This window comes from Serratia oryzae (genome assembly GCF_001976145.1).
Classification (GTDB): Bacteria; Pseudomonadota; Gammaproteobacteria; order Enterobacterales; family Enterobacteriaceae; genus Chania; species Chania oryzae.
Genome location: NZ_MOXD01000001.1, coordinates 1 through 23,359 on the forward strand (window position 1 = coordinate 1; position 23,359 = coordinate 23,359).

Annotated in this window: 15 protein-coding genes, 4 pseudogenes and 1 other annotated feature; of the genes and pseudogenes, 7 read left to right on the forward strand and 12 right to left on the reverse strand. The window is 48.7% G+C overall.

The features are described from left to right. The coding region (locus BMI79_RS00005) for an autotransporter outer membrane beta-barrel domain-containing protein (RefSeq protein ID WP_076939798.1) at positions 1-5,135 on the forward strand (5,135 nt) is incomplete at its 5' end. Between the two features lie 88 nt (positions 5,136-5,223). Here BMI79_RS00005 and BMI79_RS00010 read toward each other — a convergent pair. The 3 genes from BMI79_RS00010 to BMI79_RS00020 all read right to left on the reverse strand — a co-directional run bounded on the left by BMI79_RS00010 (position 5,224) and on the right by BMI79_RS00020 (position 8,186). Next, positions 5,224-5,547: a hypothetical protein gene (locus BMI79_RS00010; RefSeq protein WP_076939799.1), complete on the reverse strand. Its 324-nt coding sequence runs from the start codon at positions 5,545-5,547 to the stop codon at positions 5,224-5,226. Positions 5,548-5,672: 125 nt separating this feature from the next. Beyond that, positions 5,673-6,767 (reverse strand): acyltransferase family protein, encoded by a 1,095-nt coding sequence (locus tag BMI79_RS00015; RefSeq protein WP_076939800.1) that lies wholly within the window; start codon positions 6,765-6,767, stop codon positions 5,673-5,675. 357 nt (positions 6,768-7,124) lie between these two features. After that, positions 7,125-8,186, reverse strand: a complete 1,062-nt coding sequence (locus tag BMI79_RS00020; RefSeq protein WP_076939801.1) for an acyltransferase family protein — start codon at positions 8,184-8,186, stop codon at positions 7,125-7,127. Between the two features lie 289 nt (positions 8,187-8,475). On the opposite strand from BMI79_RS00020, the pseudogene BMI79_RS00025 reads away from it, so the two are divergent. Next, a pseudogene (locus tag BMI79_RS00025) lies at positions 8,476-8,756 on the forward strand (hypothetical protein); the annotation flags it as partial. Positions 8,757-9,162: 406 nt separating this feature from the next. Further along, positions 9,163-10,266: a porin OmpC gene (gene ompC, locus BMI79_RS00030; protein WP_076939803.1), complete on the forward strand. Its 1,104-nt coding sequence runs from the start codon at positions 9,163-9,165 to the stop codon at positions 10,264-10,266. Between the two features lie 360 nt (positions 10,267-10,626). On the opposite strand, the pseudogene BMI79_RS24505 reads toward ompC, so the two are convergent. The 3 genes and pseudogenes from BMI79_RS24505 to BMI79_RS00045 all read right to left on the reverse strand — a co-directional run. Beyond that, positions 10,627-10,935, reverse strand: a pseudogene (locus BMI79_RS24505) (hypothetical protein); the annotation flags it as partial. Then, positions 10,921-11,034 (reverse strand) — a sequence feature (AL1L pseudoknot). (Overlaps the previous pseudogene by 15 nt.) Continuing rightward, a complete protein-coding gene (locus BMI79_RS24510; RefSeq protein WP_076939804.1) occupies positions 10,989-11,318 on the reverse strand; it encodes a transposase in 330 nt (109 codons plus the stop codon). It overlaps the preceding feature by 46 nt. A 155-nt stretch (positions 11,319-11,473) precedes the next feature. After that, the gene (locus BMI79_RS00045) at positions 11,474-11,668 is read right to left on the reverse strand and encodes a glycogen synthesis protein GlgS (RefSeq protein WP_076939805.1); all 195 of its coding nucleotides are present in this window, start codon (positions 11,666-11,668) and stop codon (positions 11,474-11,476) included. Between the two features lie 244 nt (positions 11,669-11,912). On the opposite strand from BMI79_RS00045, the pseudogene BMI79_RS00050 reads away from it, so the two are divergent. Together BMI79_RS00050 and BMI79_RS00055 are read left to right on the forward strand one after the other, a co-directional pair. Then, positions 11,913-12,156, forward strand: a pseudogene (locus BMI79_RS00050) (PhnE/PtxC family ABC transporter permease); the annotation flags it as partial. 173 nt (positions 12,157-12,329) lie between these two features. After that, on the forward strand, positions 12,330-14,534 hold the full coding sequence (locus BMI79_RS00055) for a metallophosphoesterase family protein (RefSeq protein ID WP_076939806.1): 2,205 nt from the start codon (positions 12,330-12,332) through the stop codon (positions 14,532-14,534). Positions 14,535-14,757: 223 nt separating this feature from the next. Here BMI79_RS00055 and BMI79_RS00060 read toward each other — a convergent pair whose 3' ends face one another. From BMI79_RS00060 to phnR, 6 genes and pseudogenes are all read right to left on the reverse strand, one after another. Continuing rightward, positions 14,758-15,429: an HAD family hydrolase gene (locus tag BMI79_RS00060; protein ID WP_076939807.1), complete on the reverse strand. Its 672-nt coding sequence runs from the start codon at positions 15,427-15,429 to the stop codon at positions 14,758-14,760. 124 nt (positions 15,430-15,553) lie between these two features. Beyond that, positions 15,554-15,760 (reverse strand): annotated as a pseudogene (locus BMI79_RS00065) (ABC transporter substrate-binding protein); the annotation flags it as partial. Positions 15,761-15,892: 132 nt separating this feature from the next. Beyond that, positions 15,893-17,611, reverse strand: a complete 1,719-nt coding sequence (locus BMI79_RS00070; protein ID WP_076939808.1) for a putative 2-aminoethylphosphonate ABC transporter permease subunit — start codon at positions 17,609-17,611, stop codon at positions 15,893-15,895. Beyond that, positions 17,608-18,672 carry a putative 2-aminoethylphosphonate ABC transporter ATP-binding protein gene (locus BMI79_RS00075; protein ID WP_076939809.1) on the reverse strand — a complete coding sequence of 355 codons (1,065 nt, stop codon included), beginning with the start codon at positions 18,670-18,672 and terminating at the stop codon, positions 17,608-17,610. Before BMI79_RS00075 ends, BMI79_RS00070 begins: the two co-directional genes overlap by 4 nt. A 147-nt stretch (positions 18,673-18,819) precedes the next feature. Beyond that, positions 18,820-19,839, reverse strand: a complete 1,020-nt coding sequence (locus tag BMI79_RS00080; RefSeq protein ID WP_076939810.1) for a putative 2-aminoethylphosphonate ABC transporter substrate-binding protein — start codon at positions 19,837-19,839, stop codon at positions 18,820-18,822. Between the two features lie 121 nt (positions 19,840-19,960). Further along, complete coding sequence (gene phnR / locus BMI79_RS00085; RefSeq protein ID WP_076939811.1) at positions 19,961-20,668, reverse strand: phosphonate utilization transcriptional regulator PhnR; 708 nt, start codon at positions 20,666-20,668, stop codon at positions 19,961-19,963. A gap of 175 nt (positions 20,669-20,843) precedes the next feature. Between phnR and phnW the strand changes: the two genes are divergently transcribed. Together phnW and BMI79_RS00095 are read left to right on the forward strand one after the other, a co-directional pair. Continuing rightward, positions 20,844-21,986, forward strand: coding sequence for a 2-aminoethylphosphonate--pyruvate transaminase (phnW, locus tag BMI79_RS00090; protein ID WP_076939812.1), 1,143 nt, complete (start codon positions 20,844-20,846; stop codon positions 21,984-21,986). Beyond that, the gene (locus BMI79_RS00095) at positions 21,983-23,359 is read left to right on the forward strand and encodes an aspartate aminotransferase family protein (RefSeq protein WP_076939813.1); all 1,377 of its coding nucleotides are present in this window, start codon (positions 21,983-21,985) and stop codon (positions 23,357-23,359) included. The genes phnW and BMI79_RS00095 overlap by 4 nt, the downstream gene beginning before the upstream one ends.

Genomic DNA, 23,359 nt, shown 5'->3' on the forward strand with positions numbered 1-23,359 from the left:
GCACGCTGCTGTTTACCACCTACGCCGGTGGCCTGTTGAGCACGTTGAACAACAGGCTGAGCGGGAGTGGAGACTGGACGCTGAGCGCGAGCCATCTTGACCTGAGCAACAGCAATCATGCCCAGGGTTTCAGCGGCACGGTGAATCTCACCGGTGGCAGCAGCCTGACCCTCGACAGTGGCACGGTGCTTAACAATGCCACGGTGATGAACGTGGCGGATGGCAGCAGTGCGCTGAACCTGAGCAGCAGCGGGGCATTGACCTTCAACAATGCGCTGCTGGGGACCGGGGACGTGAACGTCAGCACCAATAATGCGGCGTTCAACTTTGGCGCGGCGGTAGGCAACAGCTTTGCCGGTAACGTGAATTTACAGGACACTCTGTTTGACCTGTCCGGCACCAACACCGCGGCGTTAACGCAAGCAACGCTGGCGCTCAATGCGGGAAGTAGTACCACCGTAGGCAACAGCGGGGTAAGCAGCAGCGAAGCGGTGGGTAATGTTGCTGTGAATGGCGGTACGTTGAAGTTTTATGCCGCGATCCCAGGTCAGCAGTCGGACGGTATGATTACCACGGATCATTTTACGGCCAGCAGCGGCATTGTGAATGTCTTGGGGAATATCACCATTGATAATACGCCTCCTAATGGTTCATTGTTGAATCAGATCTCTGCCAATAATGGTATTCAACTGGTGAGCGCCAATACGGCTACGGGGGCCAGCCGTTTAGCCTTGCAGATTAATGGTAATGCGGTCGGGCAGGATACTGCCTACCAGATTGACCAAAGTGGTGTGCATGTAGCAGACGGTATTTATGATTATGGTTTGAGCAATATTGGGCGCAATGGTGCGGGCCTGTACATGAGTTATGCCCTCACGGCCCTGCAACTGATTGAGGATGGCCCAAATGCGCTGGTGATAGCCACCGACGGGGTGGCGGGCTCGAACACCAACCTGTCGGTCAACGTCTTCGGCAGTGGTGGTCTGGCGCTGGACGGCACTAAGGCTGCATTGACTATCTCCAACAGCGGCAACAGCTACACCGGTACGACCACGATTAGGGGGGGGGACGTCCTGCTCGGGGGCAATAGTGCCTTAGGCAACACGTCTTTGCTGGCGGTTAACGGTGGCAGTCGCTTCAATCTCAACGGCTACAACCAGAGTGTGCAAAGCTTGATTAATAACGGGGCGATACTGTTAGGTGGCAGCACACTGACAAGTGGTGTGTTAACGAATATGGGCATCATGGATCTGGGAACGGGGACGCTGGCGCTGACCTCAGGCGGTACGTCCACCAGTACTGGGGGGTTGATCGGTAACGGTTTGCTACATCTTCAGCAAGGCACCTTCACCGTCAGCGGTGCCAACGGTGATTTGGCTGGCAATACTGAGATTGATAACGGGGCAGTACTGGAACTGAACGGTGCCGGTACGCTGGGCAGCAGTGAAGTGAATGTGGAAGGGAGCCTGAATCTTGCTCGTGATGGCAGTTTTGCCAACCCGCTAAGCGGTAGCGGCACTGTCAACACCCTGGCAGATGTGCAATTAGGTGGGGTTAACACCTTCACGGGTTCCCATAGGATTGCGGCGGATAGCCGTTTAACGGTTACCAGTGCCAATAATTTGGGGGCGCAAGCTGCGATGGTGAATTTGACCACGGGTAGCTCAGAACTGGTATTCAATGGGGTTCACGGGTTGGTAGCCAACGCGTTAACCGGAGTAGTGGGTTCCATAGTCGCGGTCAGTAATGGTGCAGAGATGTCGCTGATTGGGGATAACAGCAACTTCTTTGGGCAGTATGATCTGGTGGGCAGCAGTCTCCTGACGGTGACGCAGGGCCTGAATCTGGGAAATGGCTCGGTGGCGATTGCCGGAGGCAGCAACTTGCTGCTCAGTAATTATGCCAACGGCGCATTAAGTTCATTGAATAATGCGCTGAGTGGTGCCGGGGACTGGAGCCTGGAAGAGAGCCATATCGACCTGAGCAATAATAGCAATGCCCTTAATTTCAGCGGCATGGTGAATATTGCTAATGGATCCACCTTGATTATCGGCAGTAATACTCTCCTAAACAGTGCCGTCACCCTGAATGTGGCGGATGATGGCAGCGATCTCAATATTAACACCAGTGCTCCTTTCACCTTCAACCATGCGCTGATTGGTTTAGGTGATGTGAATATCGATACCAGCAACACAGCATTTCACTTTGGGGCTGCGGTGGGTGGGGCTTTTGCTGGCAATGTGAAGCTGCAAAATACCCTGTTTGATCTTTCTGACCTCAATACCAGTGCGTTAACACGGGCGACACTGAATTTGGGAGATGGCAGTAACACCATGGTCGGTGATGGGAACCAATCCATAGGCGGCTTGGTGATGAATGGAGGGTTATTAACCTACGCCAATCTCACGGAAAGCAACGGTGTGGTCACCAGCGAGGGCACTATTGTAGCGTCAACCATCGATACCCGCTCTGGCGGTTCGGTGAGTGTGAATCTGCCGCAAAATTTGTCGCCAAGTATCAAGGGATTGAATACCCTGGATTTGGACACCGGAGTGATTATTGTGGAATTGGCACAAGGTGTAGCCAAAGGAAGCGGCGATGAACTTACGCTGACTGATGGTAACGATGTCCCGATTGTGAAGACTTATCAGCAAGGCATAACCAATCCTAATGACACGACTGTGGCAGCAATGGGAACCTTTAAATATGGGCTCAGCACTGGGGTTGACCAGGATGGCTTATATGTTAACTACGGCTTGAAACAGCTTGAATTGCTGACCAGCGGCACCGAAGCGTTGGTATTGCAGGGCACGCTGGCCAATAACGGTACGCTGCATAATAACCTCAATGCCAAAGTCACTGGTAGTGGTGACTTGGCGATTGCTTCTCCCAATGATGGCACCATCATTACCTTGTCTAACGGCAACAATGATTACACCGGGGATACGCTGGTTCGTTCCGGTATTCTGCAACTTGCGGTGGATTCAGCCTTGGGTGACACGGCAAATCTTGCCATTAACGCCGGTGCCAGCGTGGATTTAAATTCCCATACCCAAACGGTTGGGGCATTAAATACAGACAGTAGTAGTACTTTGAAACTCAACAATGGCAGCCTGACGGTGAAAAATGGCGGGCAAGTTGACGGCGTGATGAGCGGCACGGGTGATTTGATACTGGACGCGGGCACTCTTAAGTTGACCAGCAACAGCCCAGACTACCTTGGCACGACGCACATCCACGCTGCGGCCAATGCGGAGCTGGCTCAAACTGCAGCCTTGGGGCAGGGAGCGATCGCCCTGGATGGCAACCTGACGATGGTAAATGCGGTGGGGGATCTTGCCAATGGGCTAGATGGTGCAGGGCAAACTTACCTGACCAATGCAGCCGATGTTCGGCTGACGGGGAATAACAGCCTGTACACCGGCACTTTTATCACGCAAGTGGGTACAACACTACAAGCCGGGGCCAGCGAGAATTTGGGTTCTGCCACCGTGGTCAATGAGGGGAGTTTGGTTCTGGATCCCGACACCTTCTGGCAGTTTGAAACTCCAGTCAGCGGCAATGGCTCGGTGATTAAGGAAGGCAGCGGCACGCTGCAAATAGCCAATAATTTGGTGAGTGCCAACAGCACAATCGTCAGAGCAGGCCGGTTATTGCTGAGCACTATTCCTGTTATACCCGCTAATCTGCAGGTCAGTACCTTTGCTGCCAGTGGGATATCCCAAGCTGTTTTGAACAGTGACGTAGAGGTTGAGGAGAATGGTACCTTGGCCGGTGACGGCCAAGTGATGGGGAATGTGACCAATGCGGGCAATATCAATGTCGGGCGTAATGCCACGGCGGCAGATTATGCGGATTTAACTATTAATGGCAACTATGTTGGCAATAACGGCAATATCACTTTTGATACGGTGTTAGGGGATGATGCCTCTAATACGGATAGACTGGTAATCACCGGTAGCACCTCTGGCAATAGTCTGGTGACGGTGAATAACATCGGCGGTCAAGGGGCGGAAAATATCAAAGGTATTGAAATCATTCAGGTGGGAGGCGCTTCTGCGGGTAATTTTACATTAAATGGCCGTGCAGTGGCGGGGGCGCTGGATTACTTCCTTTACAAAGGAACTCCAGCCGATCCTAGCGATGGTAACTGGTATTTGCGCTCTAACTATGAAGATCCGGCCAAAGATACCTATCGTCCAGAAGCGGGCAGTTATATAGCCAACATTTCTGCCGCCAATAATTTGTTCAATACTCGCCTAGATGACATAAAACCCACTCTTAATGATGGTGAAAGCAGCCTATGGCTACGTCAGTTGGGATCGCGCACTAAGTTTAACGATGCCTCCGGCCAGCTTTCCAACAGCAGTAATAACTATGTTGTACAACTGGGAGGGGAGGTGTTTAAAGGCCAACTGACGGGAGAGGATGATTTTTCTGTGGGGGTTATGGCGGGATACGGCCAGAGCAATGGCAGCTCAGACTCGCGGGAAAGCCAGTATCGTTCTGACAACCGTTTAAATGGTTATTCTCTTGGGGTATATAGCACTTGGTATCAGTATGCGAATAAGCGCAATAGCCCTTACCTACATGATTGGCTGCAATACTCCTGGTTCAACAGTTCCATCAAGGGGCAGGCAGAGGAGGGAGAGGATCAACGGTTGCGTGGTATTAGCGCCTCTGTGGAGGGGGGGTATCCGGTGCAGGTTTATCAACTCGCTGATAACACGGGGTATATCACGCCACAAGCTCAGTTAACCCTCAACGGTGTGAAAATGAACGATTTTACCGAGGCCAACGGTACCCGGGTACAACAAAGTCGCAGTTACAATCTACAATCCCGTGTCGGGGTGAAATTCTCCAATGATACACAGGTAGCGGGTGATAAAACCGGTAGCAACCTCTTCACCACCTATGCTGCTCTTAATTACATCGCCAATAGCCACATGTCAGGGGTCACTCTGAATGGAACTACGTTACAACAGACGGGTAATCGCCATTTGGTCGAAGTGCAGGTTGGTGCTGAAGGTAAGTTAAATAAAAATTTAACAGTTTGGGGAAACCTGACAGACCAGATTGGCCAGAAGGGATATGACAATAAGGCGGTGATGTTGGGGGTGAAATATTCGTTTTAACCGGTTGTTATCCAAGTGAAACGAGTTGCAAGGCGAGCGTTTCATATATTGATGACATCGTAGAATCTCCGATTTTGGAGGGGCATTATTAACGGCGTTGACGTGTCTGTATCAGCAACGTTTCCAGCGGATGGATTCGTTGCTGAGGTTTGACACCTTGCAGGCCCACGATCTGCCCGTCAGCGGCATCGCCCCTGGCTGGCGCAACACCGGAAAGTAAAAAATACCCTGCCAGAAACCTTCCCTGCACGCTGTCTTCTTTTGCTCTGTTGGCACGCAGTACTACGGAGCGAAGAGGATTGCGACAACATTCTGGCACCTCAACAAATTTGTAATTAGCCTCACTGAATACCATTGTTAGGATTAAGAATAAAGAAGCGTAAAAGATCTGCGTTATAAAGCCAAAGTTCATCTTCTCATTGAAGAAAATATTTTTATAACATTTATCATGACGGCGTGGGTAAGATTAATGGAGTATGAACGAGAACGCTAGCTAGCGTTCTTAGTACTTTAATATCATGATGTTGTTATTTTTTGTCATTTTTCTTGATTTTCTGTGCGTTTTTTATGGAAACTATCCGTCATATAGGGTGGGATAAAGCCTTTTGTTATTTTCTTACCTAAAATTATCGATGGCTTTTCAATGCGCAGCCATGAGATTAATGCGATAATCATGGCGGTAACGATGGATAGGATAACGTTGGCGATGAAACTCAGTTCAAGATATTGTGAATAAATCTGCTGTATAGGAAAACCCCATAAATAAACACCGTATGAAATATCGTTATTAATTTTTATTTTCTTTACAATAGACAGAGAGGAAAGGCTAAAAGAAAAAAGACAGGCAGAAAAACAGATTAACAGGGATCTGATGCTGTTGTCTGAAAATAAGAACTGAGATGCAAATAGTATAACTGGCAATAACATTGTTGCCTTGTAAGAGTCTTTATTTATGGCAATTAAAACGCCTAAGGCAAAGCAAGGTGCGAGTAAATAAATTGCATTGTTATCAGATGAGGCAAATAAGTATCCTTTCAACGGGCTTATCGGTTCCACAATAATTATTGCGCAAACCAGTGATGATATTATTTTGTTTTTATTGACTCCGGTTAAAAATAACGCCAGTAATACGATATAAGCAATGACTTCATATCGTATAGTCCATAGTGAACCATTAACTCCATATTTGTTGCTCTCTAACACTCCAGGTAAAAAGTACCTGGTGTCAAGAATTATATTGTTGAAGAAATAGCTATAAACCTCGCCTGATGAAATATAATCTCGAAAGGGGAGTGTGCTAAGAACGGGGCCGATTAAAAACGAACTAATAAAAAGAACAAACAGAAGGCCTGGAAATATTCTCAAGAAGCGAGATACAATAAAATGATAAATTGATTTTCTAGTTATTAAACTATTTGCAACCAAAATACCGCTAATAAAAAAGAATATCTTTACTGCCAACCCCCCAGTAGTTACATAACCAAATGTATTTTTTATTGGGTCAATAAGCCCCCATTGAGGATTCAAGGCAAAAGAGTGATATATAATGACTGAAATAGAGGCTAGTAGCCTGATTAGATCCAGGTTGTTTCCGTCTCTACTTATTATTTGACTCGCTGTTTTATACGTCATTATTAATTTCCATACCAGCCTTTTTCATCTTGTGAAGTATTCTAACATAACGCCACAAACCTATCACCTAACTATTTCCGAGAAATAAGACATGGACGGGTAGCAGAAAAGGTAAAAGCCGAATATGTCAAGGTAAAGATTGCTCTAGCCCATGATACAGTAAGTATCACGCTTGAAGAGTCAGAACTGATATCGCTGACTCCATCAGCACCATAGGCGGTCAGAGTGATGTTGAAAGTAATCTATATGCTACAGTAGCAATAGGCCATTATACTGGTAGTTCTAAGTGCTTATTATTTTCACGAAGTAGCCTTCTGCGATTTTTTAATTAATTGGATGCGGGGACAATAGTTCCTTTTATCTTGGAATAAATTTATCTCGCAATGAGAGAACTTTTCTTTCAAATACTGAGTATACAAACCATGCGCTAAATAAAGTGATAGAGATGAATAAAGTCCATTGAAATAAACATTCTGTCAATGATTCCGGGCGTTTTAAAAAATAACCTATGGAGCATAATACCGGGAGGTTTGTTAGATATGCAGCATAAGACCATCTGGCAACTTTCGATAAATAACGCATAATCGATGAGTTTATGTTTACGTAATACCATGAACAAATTAAGCAGGCGAATCCTAAGTTAGCCATCGGGAATAGAAATATTTTCAGTGTCATGCTTTTGTCCATAAACGAGTCAGGCATTGATGCAATATATACGCATAGAGGAATAAGTAATACACCGATTTTTGTTAGTGTATTAGTGCCATACTTATTAAATAGAATGACGGATATTACCCCGATCATTATGGAATCAACCCTATACAATGCGGTTGATCTTATTTCATTGAATGTCATCGATGTGAATATTGATGCGTGAATGCGTAATGCTAAAGGGATAGATATAAGGAGTAAAATAGTAACTGCAATAGAAAATTTCTTATTTTTAGTTATGATATATAATAGCGATAGCAATACTGGAGTCACGAAATAGAAAACTTCCTCTACCGCCAGGCTCCATGCTTCGCCGAAAAATGAAGGATGCGGTGTCAATAAGCTCTGAGTGAACGTCAAGAAACTAAACAGGTTTGGAAAAATATCCGGTCTAATAGTCGTGATAATTAAAATATTCAATATTACAAAGAGCACATAACTTGGGTAAGTCCGCATCCAGCGTCTACCCCAAAAGCCCATAACCCAAGAGGTTGCAGAATTGGCATTGTTCATTTTTTCAAAAAGTATTCTGCCAATCAAGAAACCGGATAAAACAAAAAACAACTCGACTCCTAAGAAACCACCAAACTTTAAAAGTTGAGCTTCTGGGAAAGCTGGTGTTAAAAAAATTCTTCCATGAGACAGAAGAACTAACAGTATGGCGCAGGCCCGACAAACATCTAACCAAGAGTTTAGTTTATTTCCCATTGTTACTTAATTTCCATCACCAATCTATCTCATTTTACTGAGCATTTTAACATATAACCTCAAAGCTATCATCTAACTAATTCGGATAAATAAGGTATATCAACATAAGGATCTCTAGTAAATATTGTTGTCGGAACTAACGTCGAGTTTGATTCACGCAACATCGAGCAGTCAGGCGGGGCTTTGTTGAATAAATCAGAGTTAACTGACAGGATGGCTTTCGCTGGCACTCCTGTTATGCAAGTTGGCGGCTTGCGGCATACCCAACAACGTCATCCGGTTTAGCGCTTTGACTATCGCCATTGCTTCACCCACTTGCAACGTTTTTCAGCTCTGCGAATTAAACCAGGCTGGCAAACAGATTTATACGAAACGCACTGGCCGAAAAGAATTACGCCAGACAGTAGCTAATATTTCGGCCTGTCTGATTGGGAGCGAAGCATCCACTGGGGAATTTCACTGGCAGCGTGAGTTTGAGAATCTAGGGCATAAAGTAAAGATCATCAGTCCTCAGTATGTAAAACCCTTCGTCCGCGGACAAAAAATGACGGTAATGATGCACAGGCCATCTAAAGAGGTGGTTTATAGCTAAAAAAATCGACCATATAGGTCGATAAGTAAAACAATGGAGGTAATAAATGATAGCCAGGGAAGTATATCTCCATTCTCAATCTCATTTTTAACTTAACGTGCTTATTTGTGATTGAAATAATCATATGTAATTGAATTGCATGAATTAAATAATAAATTTGTTATTTAATGCTATATTTTTATGTGGGCATTAATTTATGTGACCTTACTAGCATTTATGATTATAAAAATTTAATAACTTAAGTAATATATCTTTATGCTATTTGTCATTTCCATTTGGTGGTGTAACGTGATTGTCGTTGCCAGTATGGTAATGAACCTATGCTTGGGTTAATAATTTCCAAGGGTTAGTTGTTGCTTTATATAAACCAAGAGGATTTTTGTGATGAAATTACGTGTGTTTTGCAAGATTGTTCCTATTGTCATGACGATTGGCACTGCTGGTGCAGCAGAAATCTACAACAAAGACGGTAATAAATTACATTTGTTTGGAAAAATCGATGGTCTCCATTATTTCTCCGACAATAGTAGCCAAGATGGCGATCAGTCTTACATGCGTTTTGGTTTGCGTGGTGAGACGCAAATTAACGAGCAATTGATTGGTTATGGCGAATGGGAATATCAAGTTCAGTTGAATAGGACAGAAAATGAAAATGATGCTTTCACGCGTGTTGGTTTCGCTGGTCTGAAATTCGGTGACTACGGTTCACTGGATTACGGTCGTAACTACGGCGTTATGTACGATATTGGTTCATGGACCGACGTACTGCCTGAATTCGGAGGTGACACCTATGGGGCAGACAACTTTTTGTTCCAACGTACGAACGGTGTTTTGACCTATCGTAACAGTAACTTCTTTGGTCTGGTTGATAGCCTGGATTTTGCCATGCAATTTCAAGGTAAAAATGGCAATGCCGAAGAAACCAACAATAGCCGTGATGTTCTAGGTCAGAACGGTAATGGTTACGGCATGTCTATTTCATACGGTCTGGGCTATGGCATAAGTGCGGCTAGCGCATTTTTTATCTCTGACCGCACCAACGACCAGAATGGTAACTCTTCAATTTTGGGCCGTGGCGACAGAGCTGAGGCATACAGTGGTGGCCTGAAATATGATGCTAACAACGTATACTTGGCAGCGATGTATACCCAGTCTTATAATGCGACTCGTTTCGGCAGCAGTAAAAGCACTGCCTATGGCTATGCTAATAAGGCACAGAATTTTGAAGTAGTAGCACAGTATCAGTTCGACTTTGGCCTTCGTCCTTCCTTGGCTTACTTGCAGTCTAAAGGTAAGGACATTGAACGCGGTTACAGTAATCAAGACTTGATGAAATATGTTGATATAGGTGCCACCTACCACTTCAACAAAAATATGTCGACCTATGTTGATTACAAAATAAACCTGCTAGATGATAATGATTTCACTATGGCAACGGGTATTAATACTGACAACGTAGTGGCTATTGGTTTAGTTTATCAGTTCTAATACACCAAGATGACTCGGACATCCTGCACTCCCAATACATGCTTGTCAGTTAAGCTTTTGAGGATACTACCACGTAACGCATTGTGGCTTGCGGTCTACAGAAAACCCAGCTAGGCTGCTGAATAATTCCTCAGTCATGTGCAGCTAAAAAAGATAGGCATAGAGTTTTTCGATCAACTGATTTGTGCAAGCAATTCCAAGAGGTCATATCTATGCCTGCTCTCCAAGTATGTCAGAATTTTTTCCTTGAACCGTCCCGGCTTTCTTGGTGAGTGTTTAATCCGTGAATTCAGGTTGCAGCACCTTATGTTCACCGATGCATAATACGCTTTTTTTGCCTCAACCGGTGGCACATGCCAGCAGCCGACGGTTATTAAACCCGTAAACCCTGTCCAATGTGGCCAACTCAACGTCCTGCCTGTTTTTCCAGCTTTGTCGGTGGGTCACTTCTGCTTTGTATAACCTATTGATACTTTTGGCCAGTACATTATCGTATGAGTCACCCGCGCTACGCACTGACGCCATTACTTCCGCCTCTTTCAACCGCTGTGTGTACGCCAGAGAGACGTATTGGGAGCCGCAATCATTATGTTGGATAACGCCACTGCCAGGTCTTCTGGCCTACAAGGCCTGCTCTAGTGTATCCAAAACCAGTGGGGTTTCCATCGTCGATGATACCGATTCGACCCCATACTTAGCGCTAAGGTTGTGTATTAACGGCATTATCTTTTCCAGTAGCGGTCGAATTCCGCCTGCGCAAAATAAGCTGATGTTTGGCGCAGAATATCGTTGCTGTGCCGAAGCTCACAAACTTCACGCTCCAATTCGTTTAAACGCTGGCGCTCACTGATGGTAAGGTTGCTATCACTGGCACTGGTTCCAAAATTGCTTTCATGCTGGCGGACCCAGGCTCTGAGCGTGTCGGTATTACAGCCAATTTTAGGGGCGATGGACTTGAAAGCGGCGTGTTCTGATTTGTATTCACTGCGCTGCTCCAGAAGCATTCTTACTGTGCGTTCGCGTAACTTAGGCGGGTAGCGATTTGATGACATAAGGATCTCCTTTTTAAGTCATAGTGTAGTCTCTAGGATTACCGAAGCGGTTCTGTCGTGTCAGAGGCAAGCTCGTGGTAGATAATTGGCCCTAATACCTCAGAGCCTGAACAACGCAACAAGTCGTTAATGTCCGTTGTCCGTCAACATTACCGCTATTCTATTACCCTCGCCCGCTCAGCCTGCTTTCGGTAGTGTTCGTATCGCCCCCGGAACCATGCTTGCTGTTCATCATTCATATTGCCGGTCACGGAATCGATATCAACTGGCTGGCCCAATGCGTGCATGCGGGCAAAACTACGCGCCAGAAAATCAAAATTCTTCAGTGTGTCTTTATCTTGTCGTTTCATTAACATATCCCTCTAGTCATTATGTTTACTGTTCAAAGTTATATGCTTTTCTGATTTCAGTATCCGCCTGAAAAAGATCATTTTTTGTGCGATGCGTGCGCATCTATCTGCCTACTTTCACATTTCAGGAACGACAGAATCGTCATTCCCGGTAATGATTTTCCTCTCCCTTTTATTACTTGTGCAGAAAAACTACCGACAATAATGCAGTAAGTTCGCCATGTATTCGGAAGGCGCGAATGCACAGGATACTCCAACCTTTCTGACGCTGAGTTTGTATCAGATAGAATCCAATACCCGCTCAGCTGCGGTGCTGGAGGGATCGGCCTGGTGTATGCCGAAAATATGCGCTTGTGGAACTGTGGGGTGTGATGTTTATCACCCTGATGTTGTTAGTAGTAGTGATGATCATGGATAAGATATCTTCGATTTTGCGCAACAAATACATCCTGGGAGAAGGGAACCCTCTTTATCAGAGAGAGAAGTAAAAGGCTTCAATAACGCTATTCGGCTTGTGACCGAATAGCCGTTGACTCCACTGATTGAGCCACGGCATTGCCCACCTTGTTTATTTTAACGACATGTTTGTGTCGATCATTTTTCTGACATGTTGAAAGCTTACGATCGCTCGAAATTTTGTTTCATTTACATGGAGTTTCTTGTGAAAAAAGTGTTGTCAACTGGCGCGATCTTTATCTCAGCCTTACTTCTGGTGGGGTGTGGTGATACCGACAGCAACAGCGAGCGGGTGCTGCCGTCCTCCCCAACAGAGAATCAGGTAACAGAAAAACCCATCACTGATCTCCCATCAGATAAGAGTCCGGTAACCGTGGCGTTTATGCCTGATGTGCATTTCCATGATGTTTACGGCACTTTCGAAGGTAACGCCTTTGCTGGCCTGATGAACGGTAAAAGCGGGCAGCCAGCGATGATCCGCACCATGTATGCGCAACTGACATCAACCCGATTATTTAATGAGAACTATTTTGCCTTTTTGGCGGCGTTGGACGACGCGGCACAGCGTGGCATCAAGTTGATCGCGCTTCCAGGTGATTTCAGTGATGATGGTCAGCCGATCCATATGCGTGGGCTGAAAAAAGTGCTGGACGAGTATTCACAGCGCTATGGCATCGAATTTTTCGCCGCTCCGGGCAATCACGATCCGAATGTGCCGTTTGAGCGCCCCGGAGGGAAAAGCGATTTTCTCGGTGAAGAGGGTAAAGAACAACGCATCTACAGCAAGGGCGCTGCTGAATGCCAAGGTTACAGCGAGGCCTGGGCGATTATTGATGCAGGATATGAACTACCTACCGTCTGTACGGAGGATATCCGCGAGTTGGGGTATAAAGGGGTGACCGCCGCGCTGGCCGACCACGGGTTTATGCCCAAAGCTTCCTATCTTTATTGGGAAACCCCTTACAGCAACTATTCGACCGCGGCCTACCAACTTGATACCGCACGCCAGCAGGCCGATTGGCAGTATCGGCAATATGAAATTTGTGCCGAGGGTACCGGCGGCAGCTATAAGAAAAGTGGTTACACCCACTGTTTACAGGTCCCGGATGCCAGCTATCTGGTAGAACCTATCCCCGGTGTGTGGCTGTTGGCGATTGATGCCAATGTTTATATTCCCACGTCCTCAGCCAGTGACGCAGACCCCGCCAATCCCAAAAACTTTAGTGGCTCAGGCAATGCGGGGTATAACCGCATGTTGACGCACAAAACTCACGTGATTGAGTGGATCAAAACTGTGACACAGCGTGCAAAAGAGCAGAATAAACAGTTGATCACCTTCAGCCATTTCCCGATGACCGAATTTTACAACGGGGCATCTGACGATATTGAGGCACTGTTTGGCACCGGCAGCTTCCAGATGGCGCGTCGGCCCGCAGAGGACACCGCGCATGCATTGGCACAGGCGGGGATTAAGGTCCACGTCGGGGGGCACATGCATTTTAATGATACCGGTGTGCGAAAGTACGACGATGGTTTTCTGGTGAATATTCAGGCACCGTCGATGGCGGCTTATGTTCCTGCCTATAAACTGCTGACGCTTACCAGCGAAAGTGCCATAGAGGTGGAAACCGTGCGCTTGAGTCAGGTTCCGCGTTTCGATGAGCTGTTTGAGCATTATCAGATGGAGCATCAGCACTTGGCCGCTCAAGGTTCGGCGAAGTTATGGAATGCAGACATCCTTGCCGCCAAGGATTACCATGAATTTAACAATATCTATCTCTCTGAACTGACCCGCCTGCGGTTTTTACCTAGCGAATGGCCCTGTGAAATGCGCGAAATGCTGTTCAGTATGAGTGGCCGCGATATGCTGATCCTCTCTCAACTGGATACAGAAGTGACCTTGGCCCAATTGCAAGCTAACCCGGCATTGTCACCGGTGACAACACTTGCCAAGTGCACGACTGCTTCGCCTCAAGCGCCTCTCAGCGCAACGGCCGAAACGATTACCGCAGACTGGGAACGTGCGCAGACCAAGGCTGCGTCGTTAGCGAAAGCAAACCACCTCAAGCTGGATGATTTTGCTTCATGGAGCGGATTTGATCTGGCCACCGATTTTTATCGCTTGGCTAACGCCGGGGATCTGGCATTGGACGACATCACGCCTGAGCGTATCGGTCAATACAGCGTACTGGCGGATGCCTTGGCCAATACCCAGGTCACCATTCATTTTGCTGATAAGAAAGTGCTGGATGAAAATAGCGTCAGCCAGGTATTTCAGAACCGTTTTGGTGCTCTGTTTACCATCCTGCGCAAGTTGGGTACCTCATTACCACCCAGCGATCACTTTATGATTAATCTTGAACAGCATGAGGTGAGCAACCTGAGTGATAAAACAGGTTTTGTAGAGTAACCATGTGGGGCTATCTATCCCGAGGTGGAGACCGGTAGGTAGCCTACATGATATCGTGGCGGTGGCCTGGATTTTCAACGCTCCCGTATTGTTACGCTGAATAAAACCGACGACTACCGGGTCTGCTTCACTTCGACACTGAGATGAGAAAGCCCGGCGATACGCGGATACTACTGTGAATATGGGCTTATTGTGTGGAATAAACACCTATTCAGATAGGCTCTTAATCACACTTTCCGCAGCCCCAGCGATAAATAGGCCATCCTGCTGCCCTGGCATGTTGCAGTAAAGCAGCATCAGGATTCACCACACAAGGGGTGCCTACCTGCGACAAAAGCGGCAGATCGTTGTAAGAATCGGAGTAAAAGCTGGCGCGTTGTAATATTGAGGCATCGTTGCCCAGTTGCATCAACAGGCGAGTCACTTTACCTTCACGGTAAGTCATTACGCCCTGAGTCAAGCCGGTGTAGATTTCATTATCTAATTCGACGCCAATGGCCAGTGCATCGTCTACTTCCAAATAACGAGCAATGGGTGATACCAAGTGCTCTCCTGATGCGGAGACGATCATGGTTCTGTCGCCACGAGCACGATGTCTGGCAATACATGCTCTGGCATCAGCATAAATACGCGGGCTGATAATCTCCTCGATATAGCGTTTAACCATTTTGCTGACATTGTCCTGCGAACGACCTTTAAGTGGTGCCAACGTCAAATGCATATAGTCCTGCATATTCATTTTGCCTTGCGCATAGTCACTCATCAGTTCGGCTTCCCGCTGAAGAAATGCCTGTGGGTCGTGCACCCAGCCATGCTCTACCATAAACGACGACCATAGACTGGAGCAGTCCCCGTTTATTAACGTTTCATCGAGATCAAATAGCGCCAGATTCATGCAACCTCACGTAATGTTAACAGGTCCAACCGTAGCCCAATAGCGGTGCCATCTAGATAGAATGTTTCAGTTGAACCGTTTAATACATCGACATACAGCTCTATATTTTGTGCCAGTACACGATATCACCGTGCTTAATACCATACTGAGTACTCAAATCCGACCAGGTGTCTTTCCAGTTAGCCCAAGTGTCAGGCATACCCACGCTGTTGATCTGGCCTTCCACTTTTGTTGCTCTCTCAAGGGCCGCTACGGATGTTTCTGCTGCGAAAGCGGCCGGGAAATTGAGCAGAATGGCGCTGGTTAATATAGAAGCGAATAACGGTTTCAACACTGAATACTCCGGATAAAAAGGCGAATATATAGTGGCCTAGTCCAATAATGACTCTGCTAATGTGACGAACATTTATGAAGGCGAGATGTCAGCGGGAGACAGTCAAAGAATAACGTCTCCCGCAAATGATTATCCGTGGCGCCAACGCTGGGTTTTTCTCAATAGAGTGCGGCTGAGACCAAGCTGAATCAGTTTGACGTTGGCGGCGGTCAGCAGGATCAACGTAGCCATGGCAGCAGCAGCAGCGGTGTCTCCAGAATCCTCCATGTTAAGCACCGCAATTGAGGCCAGTACACTGTCGCTTGAGTAGAGGAAAATCACCGCCGATGTTGTGGTCATCGCGTTGACGAACAGATAGATAAAAATCTCCAACAACGCGGGCAGCGAGGCTGGCAGCGTGATGCGCCAGAACGTCTTGAACTGTGAAATCCGCAGGGAGATAGCAACCAGTTCCAGCTCTTTGGGTAACTGTTTCAGGCTGGTCAGCGCCGTCATATGGCCCACCGTGTAGTAGTGGATTACGCAAGAAAGTGCCATCAGCGGTAAGGTGCCGTAAAGGCTGCCAAGCAGGCTGTCGGGGCGGTTGAAAAAGAAAATGTAACCCAGGCCCAACACAATGCCGGGGACTGCTAACGAGAGCATGGCAAGCAGGTGTATCAACTGGCGCAACAGAGCAAAGTGATGCCCTTTTTCTTGCACCCACGCGATGATCACGATGATGGCCGTACCGCCGGTGGCAGTTAGCGCACCCAGTTTTAGCGTATTGATAAAGGGTAGCCAACCGTAAACGCTGTTACTGCTGAAAGCATAGTGATCCAGCGTCAGGGTGAGCTTATAAGGCCAGAATTGCACCAGTGAACCGTAGATGGCCATCCCAACCAGCGCCAGAAACAGCAGGGCCCACAGACTACACCACAACAGAGCCAGCAGATCCCGTAACCGATGGGGAGCCGGTTGGTAGGGGATCGCCCGGCTGTTGTTCTGTTCCTGCATTTTACTGCGTACCCGTTGTTCCAGGGCAAAACTGAGCAGAGCGGGCAGCAGCAAAACCACGCTGGTCACCGCTCCCAGAGAGAAGTTTTGCATCCCTACCACCTGGATATAAATATCCGTTGCCAGCACGCTGTACTGCCCCCCGATCACCTTGGCTACGCCAAAGTCACAAATCGTGAGCGTGAAGACGGCAATGGCGGCGCTGAGCAGGCCATAGCGGGCACCTGGCAATGTGACGATGAAAAAGGTACGCCAGGCGGGGCTGCCGAGCACCCTGGCGGCTTCATAGTGACGAGCATCACTGTGGCTTAGGGACGTGATCAGGATCATCAGGGCGTGGGGAAAACACCAGAAGCCGAGGCCGAGCGCGATACCGATTGGGCCATAGACCGTCTGATTGCCCAATAATCCTTTGGCGATCCCTTGGTTACCAAACCAGTAAACCAGGCTGATGGCAGGCAGCAGCGACGGCATCAGCAAGGGAAGCAGAGCAATTAATCGAAACAGCGATTTACCGCGCATCTGGGTGCGAGTGAGGGCGTAGGCATAACCAAAAGCAATGGTGATCACCAACAGTGTGACAAGAAAACCAAGCCAAAGCGTATTACCGATGGTGCGTCCCAGCGAGGGGGCGGAAAGATAATCGCGGAAGTTAGCGAAACCGACCCAGGCCCCCTCACTGTCCTGAAGGCTTTTTTGCAACATGCTGAGTACCGGGAGCAATAATCCACCGACGAACAGCGCGATCCCAAGCAACAGAAGTGCTAACTGGATACGCTTATCCAGGCTCCAGTTGCCACCCAACCGCTGCCAGATTGAATAACGTGCTGTCATTGTTTGGGGCAAATGTGTCATGCGGCTTCCCCATAAAACAGTTGCATGGCGTTGTTGGGCCACAGCAGGGAACAGGCCATGCCGCTGCGCCAGTCTTGGCCTGCGTCGTTGGAGAGTTGTACCAGCAATCGCTGGGGGCCCATCACTGTTTCTGCAATGCAAATCAGGCGTTGGGCGGAGCCGAGAAACTCCACCTGTTCGATCCTTGCCGGTAATCCTGGCTGTTCCGGCGAGGCAAGGCTGATCGCTTCGGGGCGGATAGCCACTTGCAGTGTACTGCCTGTGGCTGCCTGATTGGCCAGCTGCAGTGGGTGTTGGTCAAGCCGCACCTGGTGTGCATTCAGCACCAGAGTATCGAGAAAATTCATATTACCAACAAAACTGGCGACAAAGCGGCTGGCAGGATGGTGGTAGATCTCCTGTGGTGTGCCAATTTGCACGATGGTGCCGTGTTCCATGACCGCGATGCGGTCAGCTATGGTGAGTGCTTCTTCCTGATCGTGGGTAACCATAATCGTAGTAATGCCCAAGCGCTGTTGCAGGGCGCGGATCTCGCTGCGCAGATGGGTACGCACCAGCGCATCAAGAGCGCTTAGCGGTTCGTCGAGCAGCAGTAATCCAGGGGACAGGGCCAATGCTCTGGCCAAGGCAACTCGCTGCTGTTGGCCACCGGAGATCTGGCTCGGATACTGGTGAGATTGCGCACTAAGGCCGATCAAATTCAGCCAATGCTCAACCCGCTCTTTGAGTGCCTTATTATTGATCCCCTGGTTTTGCAGACCGAAAGCAATATTCTCTGCAACCGTCAGATTGGGGAACAGGGCATAGGATTGAAATACGATACCAAAATCCCGTCTCTGCGGAGGGAGTTGTGAAATATCGTGTCCTCCTTGCCAGATCTGGCCGCTGTCTGGCAGATCAAGCCCGGCAATAGCCCGTAACAGGGTGGTCTTGCCGCACCCTGAAGGGCCAAGAAAACAGATAAACTCGCCTTGTTCGATGCTCAGAGAGATATCTTTGAGAGCCTGAAAGGCCCCAAAGTGTTTATTAAGATGTTTGATATCCAGATAGGGCTGGCTCATAGTCAAACTCGCTGCTTGTTGGTCTATACCAAAATAGCGTTAAGGGGTGACGAACAGATGAATAGAACATGACGGTTTGGTGACGAGTACTGCCAGAGACAAAAAGCAAAGGCTGATGGCGCTCAGCCTCTGCAGCAAATAAGCAACTTATTGTTTAGCTTCTGATTTTCCATTGAAGCTGCTGGCCCACTGGGTCAAGATATTGTTGCGCTCGCGGGCAGCCCAGGCAAAATCATTCTTGATCATCTGACTGTTGATATCAGTTGGATAACCGGCCCGGGTTTTTGCCACTTGTGGGATGGCGACGACAGCAAACGACTTGTTATACAGGGTGTTTGCCTGTTCAGTTGCTGCAAAATCAAGCAATTGCCGAGCGGCGTCGAGCTTTTTGGTGCCCTTGATGATAGCCGCCGCTTCCATATCCCAACCCGAACCTTCGCTGGGGAATATCACTTCGATAGGAGCCCCTTTGGCCTTAAGGCTCGCAGCAGGGAAATCAAATGAAATACCGATCACCGTTTCGCCGCTGGCAGCCAGTTTGCAAGGTGCAGAACCCGAATGGGTGTAACGATCGATATTCTGGTGCAGTTTGTTCATAAACTGCCAGCCTTGCTGTTCCCCCATGGTTTGCAACCAGCCAGCCACGCTGAGGAACCCGGTGCCAGAAGAGGTGGGGTTTGGCATGATCACTTTACCCTTGTAGATAGGCTTGGTGAGGTCGGACCAATGGGTTGGAGCCGGGATACCCTGTTTTTCAGCTTCTACTGTGTTAAAGCAAATAGCACTGAAAAAAGCGTCCAGCCCAATCCAGTGGGGTTGGGCCTTGTCGTCGCGAAAACGGCTGTCCAGTTTATCCAGCCCTTTAGGGGCGTAGCCTGCCAGCATCTGTTGCTGATCCAGTTGCATCAGACTGGTCGCAGCCAGCCCCCACACCACGTCGGCTTTGGGCTGGTTTTTTTCAGCCAGCAGCCGTGCCGTGATCACACCAGTGGAATCCCTCACCCACTTGATGTTGATATCGCGGTGTTGGCGCTCGAAGGCATTTTTCAACTCGGCAAGTTGTTCGGGTTCGAAAGCGGTGTAAACGGTCAGATCGGTGTTGGCCAGTGCGGGTACGGCGATGGTGGCCAGCAGGGCGGTGATAAGCAAGGAGGTTCCCTGTTTCATTTTTTCTCCAGTGAGGTTGGTATAAACCAGATTGTGCTGGAGAAAGGCTAGGAGATTATTGTGACATTTTTGTGATGAAAACATAACAACTTGATGAGTTTAGCACCTACCCCAATCGGCCCTAATCCTGAGTGTCCACGTCAATTTCAAGGCTATCGTGACGCCAGTATTCGAGATCGAAATCGAGTACCTGACCATGCTGATCGAAGTTGAGACGTTCCAGGCGTAGTGCAGGTAACCCGGCAGTGGCGCGCAATTGACTGGCAACCTCGTCCGGCAGTGCAGTGGGATAAAAGGTGACCTGCATGCGAGCGTAATGGAGCCCGTAATGGCTTTGGTAAAGTTCGGTCAGGCTGCCATTGAGGTCAAGATCGAGCAGACCGGGAACGCGTTTGGGAAGGCAGTAGTTTTCGCAGTAACAGATCGCCCGATCGTTAGCAAAGCGCAGTCGCTTGAGCAGAAATACGCTGTCAAATGTCTTGAGCGATAACCGTGACAGTAAAGCAGGAGGGACGGCGATCCGGCTTTTTTCCAATAGCTCGGTGCGTGGTTTGCCCCCTTGTTCAGAGACTATCTGGTGAAAATTGGAAGTACGTCGCGGATTAAGACGAAAACGCGGGGGCGTCACAAACCAGCCACGGCGATCTTGCCGATAAATAAGCCCGTTGGCCTCTAACTGGACCAATGCTTCACGGATGGTGACCCGGGTAGTGCCATACAGCTCCCCCAACAACCGTTCGGAGGGAAGTTTGTCATGTGCGGTCAAACCCCCTGCCTTGATCTGGGTGATCAGAGCATCCTTGATTTGCAGGTATTGTGGTTTTGTCATAATGATCCTTTATTTTGGTACAGACCAGTCTCTGTCGGCACGATGAGGGAAACAGATTACCCCATAATTGAGGATGAATATGAATTTTTTGTTGCACGATAGGGACATCCTTTGACGTTACGTGGCAATTTACTCACAATGACACTGTTCTGGTATATACCAAAAGAGAGTCATTATGACCCATATTCCTGCTGTATCTGCCTGTGTTGATTATCTGTTATTGACTCCCGGGCCTCTGTCGACCACGGTTTCCGTGCGTTCTGCCATGTTGCAAGACAGTTGCACCTGGGACACCGACTATAATCTGGGCGTCGTGGAGCCCATTCGCCGCGAATTGGTGCGCCTTGCGACAACTGAGGAGTTTGCCGCCGATTACAGCGCTGTTTTGCTGCAGGGGAGTGGCAGCTATGTAGTGGAAAGCGTACTGGGTTCGGCACTGCGGCCTGCTGATTGCCTGCTGATTGTCAATAATGGTGCCTACGGTGCACGCATGGTTGAGATGGCACACTGCCTGGGTCTGAACCATCATGTGCTGGATTGTGAAGAAACGGCTCGCCCGGAAATACAGGATCTGGAAGAACTGCTGATTAAGCACCCTGAAATCAGCCATCTGGCAATGGTTCATTGTGAAACCACCACCGGCATGCTCAATCCACTGGAAGACGTGGCTGCCTTCTGTCAACAGCGAGGCATTCGTCTGATTGTGGATGCGATGAGCAGCTTCGGTGGTATTCCTTTTGATATCGGGCGCCTTGGTATTGAATTTCTTATCAGCTCTGCCAACAAGTGTATTCAGGGGGTACCGGGATTTGGTTTCGTTATTGCCCGCCGCACGGCTTTAGCGGCCTGTGCGGGTCAAGCACGTTCGGTATCGCTTGATCTTCACGCCCAATGGCAGACCATGGAGCAGCAGGAAGGGAAATGGCGTTTTACCTCCCCAACTCACACCGTGCTGGCCTTTGCTCAGGCGTTGCGCGAATTGGATGACGAGGGGGGAATCACTGCTCGCCACCAACGTTACCAGGAAAATCAGCGTGCGCTGGTGGAAGGGATGCAATCTCTTGGTTTTACGCCGTTATTACCCGCGCAATGGCAATCGCCTATCATCACCGCCTTTTACTCCCCGGCTAATCCAGAATATCGTTTTGCCAATTTTTATCAATGCCTTAAGGCGCGGGGATTTGTGATCTATCCCGGCAAGGTTTCGCAGACTGAGTGTTTTCGTATCGGTAATATCGGCAATGTCACGCTGCAACAAATTCAGCAGTTGCTGGTTGCAATGAAGCAGGCTTGCTACTGGTTGGAAGGTAGCCGATGAGACAGCATACAGCGCTACCCGGTGGTGGGCTGGCAGACACTGAAGGGGACATCAACCGAAGCGTGACAAGGGAGCATTGGTGGGCCGAGCAGAGTGAGGCTATTCGAGAGGATCTGGCGGAAGATAGCCGATATTTTCTTCATCAGGCGCTGTCGACCCCGTGCCTGGATGTGTTGGCCAGGGCCGAAGGGACTTATCTCACCAGCCAGTCTGGCAAGCAGTACCTTGATTTTCATGGTAATAGCGTACATCAACTTGGGCACGGTCACCCGAAGGTTGTGGCACGGGTGCAGCAGCAGTTGACGTCGCTGCCGTTTGCACCGAGACGTTATACCCATTCTGTTGCCATCAAGTGTGCCCGTACCTTGGCCAACTTGGCACCTGGCGATCTTAACCGGGTGTTATTTGCGCCCGGTGGCAGCGAAGTGGTCGGCATAGCCCTTAAGTTGGCCCGTTTTATTACGGGTAACAGCAAGGTGGTTTCTTTATGGGATTCTTTTCATGGGGCTTCTCTTGACGCCATCTCTGTTGGCGGTGAGGCTTGTTTTCGCGCTGGTATGGGGCCCTTGTTAGCGGGAGTTGAACGCATCCCACCACCGACCCGTTATCGCGGGGTTTGGTATCGCGGTGAGGGTGAAGATCTGCACTATGCCGATTACCTTGAGTATGTGATCGAAAAAGAGGGGGGGATCGGTGCCTTTATTGCTGAACCAATCCGTAATACTGATGTACAGGTGCCATCCAAAGCCTATTGGCAGCGTATCCGCGAAATCTGCGACCGACACGGTGTGTTGTTGATCGCTGATGAGATCCCTAATGCACTAGGGCGTACCGGCCACTGGTTCAGTTTCGAACAGTTTGGTATCGAGCCAGACATCATCTGCCTTGGCAAAGGGTTAGGTGGCGGTATTGTTCCTTTTGCTGCTCTGATTACCCGGGATCGCTTCAATCAGGCGGCGGCTATCTCGCTTGGTCATTACACCCATGAGAAAAGCCCTATCGGTTGCGCAGCGGCGTTGGCGACTATTGAGGTGATCCGTGATGAGCGGCTTTTAGCCAAGGTACAGCATGATGGCCGCTTTATGGCGGATGAGTTGGCCAAATTGGCTCGACGCTATCCGTTGATCGGCCAGGTGCGAGGTACTGGCCTATTGTGGGCTCTTGACCTAGTGCGTGATCACCTGAGCCGTGAGCGGGCAACCGGGGAAGCGGAACAATTGCTCTATCGCTGTCTGACGCTGGGGCTCAGTTTCAAGGTGTCGCAGGGCAATGTGATCCAACTTTCTCCGCCACTGACTATCAGCCGCGCTGACCTCGCGCGCGCCATTTCTATTCTTGATCTGGCATTGAGCCAGATTGAACCTACTGTTTAA